Source organism: Thioalkalivibrio sp. ALJ7, from assembly GCF_000376865.1.
Lineage (GTDB): Bacteria > Pseudomonadota > Gammaproteobacteria > Ectothiorhodospirales > Ectothiorhodospiraceae > Thioalkalivibrio.
In genome coordinates, this window is record NZ_AQXQ01000009.1 from 110,592 (window position 1) to 124,089 (window position 13,498).

General features: G+C 66.6%; 12 protein-coding genes. 5 read left to right on the forward strand and 7 right to left on the reverse strand.

The genetic code is table 11. The features are described from left to right. Nucleotide 1 precedes the first annotated feature (1 nt). From D002_RS0104400 to D002_RS0104410, 3 genes are read left to right on the forward strand one after another with little or no spacing between them, the layout of a single operon-like run. A complete protein-coding gene (locus D002_RS0104400; protein WP_018140696.1) occupies nucleotides 2-742 on the forward strand; it encodes a 1-acyl-sn-glycerol-3-phosphate acyltransferase in 741 nt (246 codons plus the stop codon). Nucleotides 743-765: 23 nt separating this feature from the next. Then, a complete protein-coding gene (locus D002_RS0104405) occupies nucleotides 766-2,007 on the forward strand; it encodes a glycosyltransferase family 1 protein (RefSeq protein WP_018140697.1) in 1,242 nt (413 codons plus the stop codon). Continuing rightward, nucleotides 1,982-2,512, forward strand: coding sequence for a phosphatase PAP2 family protein (locus D002_RS0104410; protein ID WP_026181519.1), 531 nt, complete (start codon nucleotides 1,982-1,984; stop codon nucleotides 2,510-2,512). Before D002_RS0104405 ends, D002_RS0104410 begins: the two co-directional genes overlap by 26 nt. A gap of 177 nt (nucleotides 2,513-2,689) precedes the next feature. Here D002_RS0104410 and D002_RS0104415 read toward each other — a convergent pair whose 3' ends face one another. From D002_RS0104415 to D002_RS0104445, 7 genes are all read right to left on the reverse strand, one after another. Further along, the gene (locus tag D002_RS0104415) at nucleotides 2,690-3,019 is read right to left on the reverse strand and encodes a hypothetical protein (protein ID WP_018140699.1); all 330 of its coding nucleotides are present in this window, start codon (nucleotides 3,017-3,019) and stop codon (nucleotides 2,690-2,692) included. A gap of 72 nt (nucleotides 3,020-3,091) precedes the next feature. Then, nucleotides 3,092-4,276, reverse strand: coding sequence for an alanine--glyoxylate aminotransferase family protein (locus D002_RS0104420; RefSeq protein WP_018140700.1), 1,185 nt, complete (start codon nucleotides 4,274-4,276; stop codon nucleotides 3,092-3,094). A gap of 64 nt (nucleotides 4,277-4,340) precedes the next feature. Further along, the gene (gene glcF / locus D002_RS0104425) at nucleotides 4,341-5,606 is read right to left on the reverse strand and encodes a glycolate oxidase subunit GlcF (RefSeq protein WP_018140701.1); all 1,266 of its coding nucleotides are present in this window, start codon (nucleotides 5,604-5,606) and stop codon (nucleotides 4,341-4,343) included. A gap of 4 nt (nucleotides 5,607-5,610) precedes the next feature. After that, a complete protein-coding gene (gene glcE, locus D002_RS0104430; RefSeq protein WP_018140702.1) occupies nucleotides 5,611-6,720 on the reverse strand; it encodes a glycolate oxidase subunit GlcE in 1,110 nt (369 codons plus the stop codon). Nucleotides 6,721-6,741: 21 nt separating this feature from the next. Beyond that, nucleotides 6,742-7,146: a DUF302 domain-containing protein gene (locus D002_RS0104435; protein ID WP_018140703.1), complete on the reverse strand. Its 405-nt coding sequence runs from the start codon at nucleotides 7,144-7,146 to the stop codon at nucleotides 6,742-6,744. 22 nt (nucleotides 7,147-7,168) lie between these two features. Further along, entirely contained in the window at nucleotides 7,169-9,952 is a 2,784-nt protein-coding gene (locus tag D002_RS0104440) for a TRAP transporter permease (protein ID WP_018874882.1), read from the reverse strand. Next, nucleotides 9,945-10,952 (reverse strand): TAXI family TRAP transporter solute-binding subunit, encoded by a 1,008-nt coding sequence (locus D002_RS0104445; RefSeq protein WP_018140705.1) that lies wholly within the window; start codon nucleotides 10,950-10,952, stop codon nucleotides 9,945-9,947. The genes D002_RS0104440 and D002_RS0104445 overlap by 8 nt, the downstream gene beginning before the upstream one ends. A 150-nt stretch (nucleotides 10,953-11,102) precedes the next feature. Between D002_RS0104445 and D002_RS0104450 the strand changes: the two genes are divergently transcribed. Both D002_RS0104450 and glyA read left to right on the forward strand, forming a co-directional pair. After that, on the forward strand, nucleotides 11,103-11,897 hold the full coding sequence (locus tag D002_RS0104450) for a transglutaminase family protein (protein WP_018140706.1): 795 nt from the start codon (nucleotides 11,103-11,105) through the stop codon (nucleotides 11,895-11,897). Nucleotides 11,898-12,235: 338 nt separating this feature from the next. After that, complete coding sequence (gene glyA, locus D002_RS0104455; protein ID WP_018140707.1) at nucleotides 12,236-13,495, forward strand: serine hydroxymethyltransferase; 1,260 nt, start codon at nucleotides 12,236-12,238, stop codon at nucleotides 13,493-13,495. Nucleotides 13,496-13,498: the final 3 nt, after the last annotated feature.

The following is a 13,498-nucleotide window of genomic DNA, read 5'->3' on the forward strand; positions in this document are numbered from 1 at the left end:
GATGCGTATCGCGTTGCACATGCTGAGTGCGATCTGGTTGACCTGGCGAATGGCGCGCCGGGGCGACGACTTCGAGCAGCGCAGCCGGGTGCGTCGGGCCTGGTATGACCGCGCCCTGTGGATCGCCGGAGTCCGCGTGCGCGTCGAGGGCGAATTGCCGCCCCGCCCATCGCTGGTGGTGGCCAACCATGTCTCTTGGCTGGATATCCCGCTGATCGGGTCTACCGTCGACCCGTGCTTCCTGTCGAAGGCCGAGATCGCGCGCTGGCCGATCATCGGCTGGTTGGCGCGTCAGCACGATACCCGTTTCATCGAGCGTGGCGCTCATCAGGCCTCAGCCCATGTCGAGGCCATGCGCCAGGGGCTCGATGATGGGCGCCATTTCGTCGTGTTTCCCGAAGGGACGACCAGTCGTGGGGAGTTCGTGCGCCGCTTTCACCCCCGTCTGTTTGCAGCGGTCACGGGAAGTGGACATCCAGTGCAGCCGGTGGCGCTGGACTACGAGCGCGCGCCCAGCGGTCAGGTGCCTGCATCCTATGCCGATGATGATCGTCTGGTGGTGAGCGTCTGGAAGCTGCTGTGCCGCCGTGAGACGCCGGTGACACTGCACTTCCTGGCGCCGATGGAAACCGCTGATCAGGAGCGGCGCGACCTTGCTGAAGGGGCCCGCAATGCCATCGTCGGTACGTTGGGCCTTCCGGTCGACCCGCCTTCAGGACGCCAAACGCGCCGCGCCTCGTAGCGGCGACCGGGGCGGGGATCATCATGTCGTCACAGCCGAACACGGAATCCCGCCGCCCCTCCCGCATTTACCTCAAAGTCGCTCTGGTGACCGAAACCTGGCCGCCGGAGGTGAACGGTGTTGCGCATACCCTCGCACGTCTCGTCGAGGGTATGCGCGGCCGCGGTCACCATGTGCAGGTGCTGCGGCCGCACCAGCCGGGTAACCCGCAAGTCATTGTCGTGGATCCAGCGGAGCTGGACGCGCCCATGGATGAGCGGGCCCTCCCGGGTCTGCCGCTTCCGGGCTACAGCGGGTTGCGTCTGGGGCTTCCGGCCGGGCGGCGCCTGAAGGCGTGGTGGACCGAGGACCGGCCCGATGCGGTGTATATCGCAACCGAAGGCCCTCTTGGCCATTCGGCCTTGCGGGTCGCGCGCCGACTCGGGATTCCGGTCGCCTCGGGATTTCACACCCATTTTGACGGGTATGCCCGCTACTACGGCGTGGGTTGGCTGACGCCTCTGGTGCGGGCCGTTCTGCGGCGCTTCCATAATCGCTGTGATGTCACCCTGGCGCCCACGCAGGTGCTGGCGACCCATCTTGCCGAGTACGGTTTCGAACGGGTGCGGGTGATGGCAAGAGGTGTGGATACCCGGCGCTTCAGTCCGGCGCGACGTTCCTCGCGTCTGCACAAGCAATGGCGTGCAGGGGGTGCGGGGCCGATCGTGTTGTACGTGGGCCGCCTCGCGCCGGAGAAGAATCTGGATTTGGTGGTGGAGGCCTTCCGTTCGTTGCAGGACCGCCTGCCGGATGCCCGCCTGGTGCTCGTGGGCGACGGTCCGTCGCGGGTGGCACTGCAGCGCGCCCATCCGGACCTGATCTTTACCGGGCAACAGGTTGGGCAGGCCCTGGCCCAACATTACGCCAGCGCGGATCTGTTCCTGTTTCCGTCTACCTCGGAGACCTTTGGCAACGTGGTGATCGAAGCCATGGCCAGCGGGCTTCCGGTGCTGGCCTTTGACACTGCCGCGGCGCATGAACATGTCCTCAGTGGTGTCAGTGGCGCGCGCGTTCCCTACACCGGTGACCCCAATACCGACGCGGCCGCGTTCGTGACCGCCGCGGCGGAACTCGCCCAGGCCCCGGAGGCTTGGGACGAGATGGGACGGTATGCCCGGACCCGTGCCCGGGGTCTCGACTGGGTCGAGGTGGTCGCGCAGTTCGAAACGGTTTGTATGGACATCCTCAAGGAGGCGCGCGATGCGAGTCCTGCAATGGATGGATGAGCTGGAGCTGGCGGTCTGCCAGCAGTTCAATCATTACAACCGCCGCCGGGCCATCAGCCGCTTCTTCGGTGCGGTCAGTCGCCTGGGCGACGGGGTATTGTGGTACGCGTTGATGCTCGCGCTGCCCGTGATCCACGGACCGGAGGCGGCCTGGGTGAGCCTGCAGATGGCGGTAGTGGGGCTGGCCTCGCTGCCGGTGTACAAATGGCTCAAGCGGCGCACCAGCCGGCGCCGCCCCTGCCACCGTGATCGGCCCTTCGCGCGTACAGTTGCGCCCCTGGACGAGTTCAGCTTCCCCTCCGGACACACCATGCATGCGGTGGGCTTTAGTGTGATCCTGGTGGCCTGGTTGCCAGTCTGGGGCTGGCTGGTCGTGCCGTTCGCGCTACTGGTCGCCGCCTCGCGGCTGGTCCTGGCGCTGCATTATCCGAGCGACGTTGCGATGGGTGCGCTAATCGGGGCCTCGATGGCCGCCGCTGTCCTGGGAGTGGTCAGCCTGTTCTGAGCCAAACCGCCATCGGTCTCGACGTCAGCTCGGCCGGGGCGCAACCGCCTTCATGCAGTCATCCCGGCCGCCGCGCGGCGGCCGGGATCTCCGTGAACATCCCGGATACAAGCAACCCGATCCCGGATAACCGCTACACGGTTTCCGGAATGACATTCATTGGAGATGGTGGGGGGGTTAGCCGCGCGAGGCGAGGGCCTCTTCGTTGTAGGCGGCGTCGATGGTGACGATGGTCTTTTCCACCAGGCGGAAGCCCTCGACCGGGGCGTCGTCGCCCATGTACTTCAGTCGGGTCGGGCCGATGGACTTCACCGCTTCGGCGCGTTCCATGGTGGCGTCTGGGCTGTCGGAACCTGCGCCGTCCATCAGGGCGACCAGAACCTCGGCCGCAATGGGGTTGCGGTGTTCGCCGCTGCGCGCCTTCTCCAGTGACGCGGCGGGGTCTCCGTCCAGGAACACGCCGTCCATGTGTTCGTCCAGGTACTGCAGCAGTTCACTTAGCGTCATGGTGCGCCTCTCGTTGGGTCTCGAGGAGCCGCCAGCGCCCACAGGCGTGGCGACTACCGGTGATCGGTGGATTCAGCCCTGCTGCGCGTAGGCGGCCCGAGCGGCGGGCATGGCCCGGCCCGGGGTTACCGCGCCCATGTCGGCCAGCACGGCCTCCAGTGCGGATAGACACAGCAGTACGTTCTTCTCGTTCGCGCCATAGCCCATCAGGCCGATGCGCCAGACCTTGCCGGCGTACGGGCCAAGACCCGCACCGATCTCCAGGCCGTAGCGCTGCAGGAGTTCGCCGCGCACTGCGGCCTCGTCCACGCCTTCCGGCACGTGCACCGCGTTCAGCTGTGGCAGACGATGCTCGGCATCCACCAGGAAACTGAGGCCCATGGCCTCGAGGCCGGCACCCAGTGCGTCGTGGTGCTGGTTGTGGCGTGACCAGCTGTTCTCCAGGCCTTCCTCGGCCAGGATCACCAGCGATTCGTGCAGCGCGTAGAGGGCATTGATCGGGGCGGTGTGGTGGTAGGCGCGTTTGCCGCCCCCGCCCCAGTAGCCCATGACCAGGTTCAGGTCGAGGAACCAGCTCTGGACCTTGTGGCTGCGCGCCTGAATGCGCTCCACCGCGCGCTCGCTGAAGCTGACCGGCGACAGACCGGGGGTGCAGGACAGGCACTTCTGCGAGCCGGAGTAGATCGCGTCCACGCCCCAGTCGTCGACGTACAGCGGGCTACCGGCGAGGCCGGTCACGGAGTCGACGATGGTCAGGCAGTCGTGGTCCTGTGCGAGCTTGCAGAGGGTCTCGACATCCGAACGTGCGCCGGTGGAGGTCTCGGCGTGGACGAAGGCCAGGACCTTCGCATCCGGGTTGCCCTTCAGCGCGTCCTCGACCTTCTGCGGGGAGACCGGCGCGCCCCAGTCGTCCTCCACCACCACGGCAGTGGCGCCACAGCGCTCGACGTTCTCCTTCATGCGCGTGCCGAACACGCCGTTGATGCAGACGATGACCTTGTCACCCGGTTCGACCAGGTTGACGAAACAGGTTTCCATGCCGGCGGAGCCGGGGGCGGAGACCGGCAGGGTCAGCGCGTTGTTGGTCTGAAAGGCGTACTGCAGCAGGCCCTTCATCTCCTCCATCATGCCGACGAAGACCGGGTCCAGGTGGCCGATGATCGGGCGGCTCATCGCGCTCAGAACACGCGGGTTCACATCGGAGGGGCCAGGGCCCATCAGGGTGCGCTGCGGGGGGAGAAAGGATTTTGCCTGCATGGATGCGTCTACCGGATTGGAAAAGAGGGAATCTAGATCGCTGTCCGGGCGCGGGCAAGCGCCCCTACGCACTGGCGGGAGTTGCGGGGCAGTGACGTTCGAGCAGTGTGAGCCAGTGCTCGACCGGCGTCTCGGTCCCGGACTGCAAATGCGTCTGGCAGCCGATGTTCGCGGTGACGATGCGTGCAGGGCGCGCGGACTCGAGGTGGTCCAGTTTGCGCTGGCGCAGCCGGCCCGCCATTTCCGGCTGGAGGATCGAATAGGTGCCGGCCGAGCCGCAACAAAGGTGCGGTTCGGAGACCGGAAGCAGATGGAAGCCGGCGGCCTGCAACAGGGGTTCCACGCGACCCGCAAGCCCCTGGCCATGTTGCAGGGTACAAGGGGCGTGCCAGACGATGGATGGGTGGTCCGCGGGCGCCCGGATGCCGATGCGGCGGATGGTCTCGGTGTCGAACAGTTCAACCGGGTCCCGCACCAGTGCCGCAAGGCGGGTGGCGGGTTCGGCATACGCAGGGTCTTCGGCCAGCAGATGTCCATAGTCGCGCAGCATCACGCCGCAGCCGCTGGCGGTGCTGACGACGGCGTCCACGCCATCCTCGAGCAGCGGTTCCCAGGCATCCAGATTGGCTCGGACCCGTTGGCGGGTGCGCTCCTCGAACGCCAGGTGGTGTTCCACCGCGCCGCAGCAGCGGGCCGCGCCGGCCTCGACCACCTCGATGCCGAGGCGCCCCAGCAACTGGCGGAGCGCGGCATTGATGCGGGCGTCGATCACATCGTGCACGCAGCCACCCAGCAGTAGGACGCGCCCGTGGGGGAAGCCCTTGGGTCTGTGTGTTCCGGCATCCGGATTGGTCTCTCGTGGCCGGTGTCGCTCGGGTACGCGGCGACGCAGCGCTCGGGGGAGGGCCGGCCGCGCGAGACGCCCCAGCCCGAGGGCCATACGGAACGGCCAGCGTGCGGGCAGGGTCCGCACCAGCAGGCTGCGCAGCAGGCGTTCGCGCCAGGGGCGCTGGAGGTCTTCCTCGATGACCTCGCGGCCAAACGCGACCAGGTGGTTGTAGTCCACGCCAGAGGGACAGGTGGTCATGCAGTTGAGGCAGGTCAGGCAGCGATCCAGATGGGTACGCGTGGTGACATCCGCCTCGCCGCTCTCCAGGACCTGCTTGATCTGGTAGATACGTCCGCGCGGGCCATCCAGCTCGTCGCCCTGTTCCTGGTAAGTGGGGCAGGTCGCGTTGCAGAAGCCGCAGTGGACGCAGGCACGCAGGGCATCTTCCGCGATGCGGGCGGCGGGGTCGTCCTTGAAGCGTTCGTGGAGGCGGGTTTCCATTCGATCAGCCTGCCCGGTCGGTGAGCGTGGGCGGCGTGACCAGCGGGGCATAGAATACGCCGTCCGGATCCAGTGCCGCGCGGACCTGGCCCTCCAGCCGTGCATGGGCCGGGGGGCGGGGGTGTAGCCAGGCCGCGCCGGATGGATTGCCGGCCCATAGCCGTGCGTGCCCGCCCGCTGCCTCGACGGCCGCACGGACGGCCTCCGGGGTGGCCTCGGAGCGCAGCCAGCGTTCGCCGCCACCCCAGTTCAACAGCCACTCGCCGGGTAGGCCCAGGGGCGGGGTGGCCGGTGGCAGGCTCAGCCGCCACAGGCGTTTTCCCGGAACCAGGGTGCTTGTGAAAAAGGGCAGGTGCCGGTCGCGCAGCCCGGCCCAGAACGCGGGGCCTTCCGTATCCGGTTCTGCTCCCAGGCGCTCGGCGGCCTCCTGCACGGCCTCCTGACCGCCGCCCAGCCGGATGTGCGTGACCCCGTTGGCCCAGGCCAGCCCGGAGAATGGCAGGGCGGTTCGGCCCCAGTCGCGGGCCTGCTCAATGAATGCGTCGGCGGGGGTCGTCTGACGCAGCCATGCCTGATAGGGCGGGGCGGGGAGGAGCTTGAAGCTGGCCTCCAGGATCAGGCCCAGTCCCCCCAGGCTGCCGGCCATCAGGCGCGAGACATCGAAGCCGGCAACGTTCTTCATGACCTCACCACCAAAGCGCAGGATCTCGCCCTGTCCGTTGACGATGCGGATGCCGAGCAGAGCATCGCGCAATGAGGCCGTCCAGGGCCGCCGTGGGCCGGATAGTCCAAGCGCCACCATGCCCCCCACGGTGCTCGAGGGGGTGGGCATGGCGGGCTCGAAGGGGAGCATCATGTCGACCGCGTCGAGTGCGGCCTGTAACTCGCTGACGGGAGTCCCCGCTCGAACGGTGACGACCAGTTCGCTGGGGGCGAGATGGACGATGCCATGGTGGCCGCTGATCTCCAGACGTTGCACATCCGCCTCGAAGCCTTCGGGGAAGGACAGGTCACGCTGGCTGCCGCCCCCGACGAGAGCGAGTCGATGCCCGGCGCTGGCGGCCGAGCGGATACGCTCGGCCAGCGTTGCGGACTGGTCGTGATCGGATGGCATCGCGTGGAATCGTGGCCGGGGTTAGCCGGTCTCCAGGGTCAGGCGGACGCGCTCAAGGCGATGGCGCACATCGTTGGCCAGGTCCTCGACGCCGGGCTTGTCGACCAGGCCCATCACCGCAACGGGGTCCATAAACCCGACCGTGCAGCTGCCGTTCTCGTTGTCCTGCACCAGCACGTTGCAGGGCAGCAGCAGCCCGATGTTCGGATCCGCCTCGATCGCCTGGCGGGCCAGGTTCGGGTTGCAGGCGCCGAGGATGCGGTAGGCCCGATGATCGAGGTCCAGTTTCTTCTTGAAGGCCGCGGCTACGTCGATATCGCTGAGGATGCCGAAGCCTTCCTCGCCGAGGGCGGCCGTGGTGCGCTCGATCACCTGATCGATATCGCCCTTCACGATTATATTGAAGCCGTAGATGGGTTGTTCCATGTCTTGCTCCTCCGCGTTGCGGTCATGCCGACAGGGCGGGCGCATCCGCGCTGGGCCCCGGCCCCGACGGCGGCGCCCGCCGCCGCTGGTTCCAGGCCACGAGCAGTCCAAGGGCCAGAGCCGGTAGATAGAACCAGTAGGGGCTCGGACGGTCGGTCGGCACCAGCACGCCGGTGATGGACCAGCCACCCTCCAAGCCTACGCGGCCGGCCGGGCTGCCGAAAGCAACCGTCTGAATCTGCGCCTTCTGTGCGTCGGGGTCGAAGCGCACATCCAGTCCGGCATCCGCCAGGCGTTCGCGTGGGGCGAGTTCGGGATCGCCCAGCGGGAACATAACGGTGCGGGTAATCTCGCGCCCTTCCAGATCGATGCCGGTGGCCTCCACGCGCAGCGAGTCACGATCCGGGATGGTCTCCACAACCTCCAGCAGAGTCTCCGGCGGCTGGTGTTGATAGGGCGCGGCGATGCGGTCCATCAGGACCGTGGGGACTAGTAGCACGAAGGCGACCACCAGTAGCGCGGCGGACTCCCAGTAGCGGCTGCGAGTCAGGAACCAGCCCTGGGTGGCCGCGGTAAAGGCGAGGATGCCGGCCAGCGAGGCGAAGAACACCAGTGCCAGCTGGAATACGTTGTCCACGCCGATCAACAGCAGCTGGCTGTTGAAGATGAAGAAGAACGGCAGCGCAATGGTGCGCAGGCTGTAGGCGAAGGCCTGGATCCCGGTACGGATTGGGTCGGCCTTGGCGATCGCCGCGCCGGCGAATGAGGCCAACCCTACCGGTGGCGTGACGTCCGCCATGATGCCGAAATAGAACACGAACAGGTGGGCCGCGATCAGCGGGATCAGGATGTCGTGCTGGGCGCCCAGATCGACGATGATCGGCGCCATCAGGGTGGCGACGATGATGTAGTTCGCGGTGGTTGGCAGACCGAGCCCGAGCACCAGGCTGATCAGCGCGGTCAGCACCAGCACGAGCAGCAGGTTACCGCCGGAGAGGGTGTCCACTAGATCGGTCAGGACCAGCCCGACTCCGGTCATCGCAACCGTCCCGACGATGATCCCGGCCGCGGCGGTGGCCAGGCCGATCCCGATCATGTTGCGTGCCCCGGTCTCGAACCCCTGGAACAGCTCCCAGACCCCGACCCAGGTCGCCTGGAGCAGACGGCCCTGACGCCGAAACAGTGCCACCAGCGGGCGCTGGGTCAGCACGATGAAGATCATGAAGGCCACCGCCCAGAATGCCGCCAACCCCGGCGACAGGCGTTCCACGACCAGCGCCCAGACCAGCACCACCAGCGGCAGCAGGTAGTGCAGGCCGCTCAGAACCGTGGGAGCGACACGCGGCAAGGGTTGCTCGGTATCCAGCGCCTCGGGTTCCGGTTCCCGGGCCACGATCCAGACCAGTACCAGGTAGGTGAACAGCAGCAGCGCGGCGATGATCCACGCGGCGGCATCTCCGGCGACGGTCTTGATCCAGCCCAGTCCCCAGTACACTGCTCCGGCCAGGATGATCAGGCTGGAGACGGTCAGACCGAAGCTGATCAGGCGCCCGCGCCAGGTGGTGACGGTGGCGCGCTTCAGGCCTTCCATGCCGTTCTTGCAGGCCTCCAGGTGCACGATGTAGATCAGTGCGATATAGGCGATCAGTGCCGGCAGGATCGCGTGCTTGAGCACCTCGACATAGGGGATGCCGACGTATTCGACCATCAGGAAGGCGGCGGCGCCCATCACCGGCGGCATCAGCTGGCCGTTGACCGAGCTGGCCACCTCCACCGCGCCGGCCTTGTGCGGGGCGAAGCCGACGCGCTTCATTAGCGGCACGGTGAAGGTCCCGGTGGTGACCACGTTGGCGATCGACGAGCCGGAGACCACGCCGGTCATCCCCGAGGCCATCACCGCGGCCTTGGCCGGGCCGCCGCGCATATGACCCAGCAGGGAGAAGGCCACGCGTATGAAGTAGTCGCCAGCCCCGGCGCGTTCCAGCAACGCGCCAAACAGCACAAACAGGAACACGAAGCTGGTGGAGACCCCCAGCGCGATCCCGAACACGCCTTCGTTGGAAAGCCACTGCTGGGCCATTGCACGCGGATAGCTGGCGCCACGGTGGGCGATCAGGTCCGGCATCAGTGGCCCGGCAAAGGTGTAGAACAGGAAGATCGCGGCGATGATGGTCAGGGCCGGGCCGAGCACCCGGCGGGTGGCCTCCAGCAGCAGGATCAGCCCGATCCCGGCCATGATCAGGTCCAGTTCCGTGGGCGCGCCGGGTCGGGCCGCCAGGGCCTCGTGGAACAGGTACAGGTAGAGCGCGCTAAAGGCGGCGACCACCGCGAATACCCAGTCGCCCAGCGGCACGCGATGGACGGGGTCGTTCCCGCGCAGCAGCGGCCAGGCGACCACAACCAGGGCGATGCCGAGCGCGAGGTAGACCTCGCCCAAACGTTCCAGGCCGAGGAACTGCCACAGACCCAGTGCGATCAGCGCAAGCCCGCCGAGGGCGTAGAGGATGCCGAAGGCGTGTTGCCAGCCCGTGCCCCGGGCGGTGGCCCGCACTGCCGGAAAGAGCAGGTAGCCGAGGAAGATCGCGAAGGCCAGATGGATCGACCGCGCCTCGGTCTCGGACACGGTGAACAGGTCGAACCAGTCCGCGATCGGCGCGGCAATCCAGATCTGGAACAGCGACCAGGCCACCGCCGTGATCCAGATCAGGCTGCGGGTGGCACGACCGGGGTGACGCCAGCCGGACTCGAGTTCGGCGACCGCCTCTTGGTCCGGGGTGCCGGGATTCACTGTGCGGGTATCAGTCATTGATCAGCCCTGCCTCACGGAAGTAGCGCCGGGCACCGGGGTGCATCGGCGCGGACAGACCCTCGTCCACCATCCCTTCGCGTTCGAGCGCGCTAAAGGCCGGGTGCAGGCCGCGAAACGTGTCGAAGTTCTCGAACACCGCACGGGTCAGCTCATAGGCGGCGGTGTCGGATGTGCGGCTGGAGGTCACTAGGGTGGCCCCGACACCGTAGGTGTGGACGTCCTCGTCCTGGCCGGGGTAGGTGTCGGCCGGGATTACGGCTGTGAGGTAGTAGGGGGTGGAGTCGATCAGGGCCTCTATGGCCGGGCCCTCGATGGAGACCAGGCGAGCGTCACAGGTGGCGATGGGTTCCTGGATGGCCGCGGAGGGGTGCCCCACCGAGAACACGAAGGCGTCGATGCGGTTGTCGCAAAGGGCCTGGGCTTGCTCGCGCGAGGGCAGTTCGCTGACCCGACGGAAGGTGTCATGGTCCCAGCCCAGTTCCTCCATCAGCTCCTCCATCAGCGTGCGCTGGCCGGAGCCGGGGTTGCCGATGTTGACGCGCTTGCCGGGGAGGTCGTCGATGCCCGCGATATCCGCATCGGGGCGGACCACCAGGGTCAGCGGCTCCGGATGCAGGCTGAACATGGCACGCAGGTGGTCCGCGGGACCGAAGTCCTCGAAGCGGCGGCTGCCATGATAGGCGTGATATTGCAGGTCGGACTGGGCCACGCCGAAGTCCATGTCCCCCGAGCGCACCATGTTGAGGTTGAATACCGAGCCGCCGGTGCTCTCCGCAGTGCAACGCATCCCGTGGCTGTCGCGGCGGGTGTTGAACAGCCGGCACAGGTGTTGCCCAGCCGGGTAATAGACGCCGGTGACCCCGCCGGTGCCGATGTTGATGAAGCGCTGTTCCGCCTGGGCCAGTGGCGCGATCAGCAGCAGTCCGAGCACCAGCAGGCCGCCGGCCCATCGGCGGGGGTGACGTGTCGGTGCGCAGCGGTCAGGGGATGCTCGCATACGTGCTCCGGGCAACAGGGGTCGTTTCGGAAGTTTAGGGAATCGCGAGGCAATGTACACCGTTCGGGACTTCCCGAACGGGCGTCAAAGGGGTCGCTCGGCTGCGGGGTAGGGCGTAGTGTGTGCGGTTCACCCAAAGAGGCCCCGCTTATGTGGCTCGAGACCCGCTGTGACTTCGAGTTCGAGATCGTCGCGCCCACGCCGTTTGTGCTGATGCTGCGACCGCGCAGCGGCCCGCTGCAATGGATTGCTCGCGAGGAGTATCGCCTGGTGCCGAGCGCCCCGATCTCCGAGTTCGTGGATATCTACGGCAATCTTTGTCAGCGCCTGATCGCGCCGCCGGGTCCGTTCTCCATCCATACCGCCGCGGAGGTGCAGACGGCGGATGCCCTGGACCGGGCGCCTGGTGCGCCGTTTGTCGAGGTGCAATCCCTGCCAGATGCCGTGCTGGGATATCTCCTGCCCAGTCGGTTCTGTGAGTCGGATCGCTTCAACCTGATGGCAACCGAGATTACCGCCGGCCAGTGGCTGGGCTACGATCAGGTGGCCGCGATCGAGCAGTGGCTGCGCGAGCGGATCGAGTATCTGCCGGGCACCAGTGACATCCCGATCTCGGCGGTGGAGGTCAACCAGCGCGGGAGTGGCGTGTGCCGCGATCTGGCGCATCTCGGCATCGCGCTTTGCCGCAGTCTCAGCATCCCGGCACGCCTGGTGGTCGGGTATCTGCACGGGCTGCAGCCGATGGATATGCATGCCTGGTTCGAGGCCTTTGTCGGGGGGCGCTGGTATACCTTCGATCCGACACAGCCCGAACTGCGCGGCGGCTATGTCGTTGTCGGTTACGGGCGTGACGCGACAGATGTGGCGATCTACAACCAGTTCGGCCTGCCGGTATACCCGACCCGTCACGAGGTCGATGTACACCGCATTGAGGGGCCGGCCTGACCTTTCCGGCCGTCCGGATATAGGAGGTTGTGCAGGGAGGGGGCTGTAGTCGAGAAAGTCACTGATTTCACTTCGAAATCCAGGCGCTCGCGTTCGGCTTGAGCACGGGCAGGGCGTGCCTTCTGGCGCGGTGCGGCCTGAAAAGAGGGGCCGGATGGCGTATGCTTAGCGGCCTTTTTGACGGCCGTGCCCCCAGGGCGACGCCGATCAACTTGCACCTCCTCGCCCGAGTGAATACTTGCTCGATGACTAAGCTTGGCGAGGTAAGTTGATCAGCGTCTCCCCGACGATTGGCGCGCCGAAATCCGCAGAATCCAACGCTTGAACGGGAGAACCGAATGTTTTCGATCAACATGAGCATCCACGGCTACGACGACGAACTCTGGGGCGCTATCAGCAAGGAAGCGCAGCGCCAGGAAGAGCACATCGAGCTGATCGCGTCGGAGAACTACACCAGCCCGCGCGTGATGGAGGCACAGGGTTCGGTGCTGACTAACAAGTACGCCGAGGGCTACCCGGGCAAGCGTTACTACGGTGGTTGTGAGCACGTCGACGTGGTCGAGCAGCTGGCTATTGACCGCCTCAAAGAGCTGTACGGTGCCGACTACGCCAATGTGCAGCCTCACTCCGGCTCGCAGGCCAACGCGGCCGTCTACATGGCCCTGCTGCAGCCGCACGACACCGTGCTCGGCATGAGCCTGGACGCCGGTGGTCACCTGACTCACGGTGCCAAGCCGAACTTCTCCGGCAAGATCTACAACGCGGTGCAGTACGGCATCACTGACGAAGGGCTGATCGACTACGACGAGGTCCAGCGCCTGGCCACCGAGCACCAGCCGAAGATGATCGTCGCCGGCTTCTCCGCCTATTCGCGTGTGGTGGATTGGAAGCGCTTCCGCGAGATCGCCGATTCCGTGGGCGCCTACCTGATGGTGGACATGGCCCACGTCTCCGGACTGATCGCTGCGGGCGAGTACCCGAACCCGATCGACCACGCTCACGTGGTCACCTCCACCACGCACAAGTCCCTGCGCGGGCCGCGTGGCGGCTTCATCATCACCAAGGGTCAGCCGGAGCTGAACAAGAAGTTCCAGTCGCTGATCTTCCCCGGCACCCAGGGCGGTCCGCTGATGCACGTGATCGCCGGCAAGGCGGTGGCGTTCAAAGAAGCCCTGGAGCCGGAATTCAAGACCTACCAGAAGCAGGTGATCGCCAACGCCCGCGCGATGGCCGAAGTGCTGGTCGAGCGCGGTTTCGACATCGTCTCCGGCGGTACCGACAACCATCTGTTCCTGCTGAGTCTGGTCGCCAAGGGCATCACCGGCAAGGCCGCGGACGCCGCCTTGGGGCGCGCCAACATCACGGTCAACAAGAATGCGGTGCCGAACGACCCGCAGTCCCCGTTTGTCACCTCCGGCATTCGCATCGGCACCGCCGCGCTGACGACCCGTGGCTTTACCGAGGCCGAGTCCCGTGAGCTGGCCGGCTGGATTGCGGACGTGCTGGATGACGTCGAAAGCGAGCAGGTGATCAACGCGACCCGTGACAAGGTCGTCGAGATCTGCCGGCGCTTCCCGGTTTACGGCGTCAGCGAGTAAGCC

Excerpts from the sequence above, each read along its gene's own strand:
- D002_RS0104400 (WP_018140696.1), top strand. The coding sequence starts at position 2 with ATGCGTATCGCGTTGCACATGCTGAGTGCGATCTGGTTGACCTGGCGA.
- D002_RS0104405 (WP_018140697.1), top strand. The coding sequence starts at position 766 with ATGTCGTCACAGCCGAACACGGAATCCCGCCGCCCCTCCCGCATTTAC.
- D002_RS0104410 (WP_026181519.1), top strand. The coding sequence starts at position 1,982 with ATGCGAGTCCTGCAATGGATGGATGAGCTGGAGCTGGCGGTCTGCCAG.
- D002_RS0104415 (WP_018140699.1), bottom strand. The coding sequence starts at position 3,019 with ATGACGCTAAGTGAACTGCTGCAGTACCTGGACGAACACATGGACGGC.
- D002_RS0104420 (WP_018140700.1), bottom strand. The coding sequence starts at position 4,276 with ATGCAGGCAAAATCCTTTCTCCCCCCGCAGCGCACCCTGATGGGCCCT.
- glcF (WP_018140701.1), bottom strand. The coding sequence starts at position 5,606 with ATGGAAACCCGCCTCCACGAACGCTTCAAGGACGACCCCGCCGCCCGC.
- glcE (WP_018140702.1), bottom strand. The coding sequence starts at position 6,720 with ATGCCATCCGATCACGACCAGTCCGCAACGCTGGCCGAGCGTATCCGC.
- D002_RS0104435 (WP_018140703.1), bottom strand. The coding sequence starts at position 7,146 with ATGGAACAACCCATCTACGGCTTCAATATAATCGTGAAGGGCGATATC.
- D002_RS0104440 (WP_018874882.1), bottom strand. The coding sequence starts at position 9,952 with ATGACTGATACCCGCACAGTGAATCCCGGCACCCCGGACCAAGAGGCG.
- D002_RS0104445 (WP_018140705.1), bottom strand. The coding sequence starts at position 10,952 with ATGCGAGCATCCCCTGACCGCTGCGCACCGACACGTCACCCCCGCCGA.
- D002_RS0104450 (WP_018140706.1), top strand. The coding sequence starts at position 11,103 with ATGTGGCTCGAGACCCGCTGTGACTTCGAGTTCGAGATCGTCGCGCCC.
- glyA (WP_018140707.1), top strand. The coding sequence starts at position 12,236 with ATGTTTTCGATCAACATGAGCATCCACGGCTACGACGACGAACTCTGG.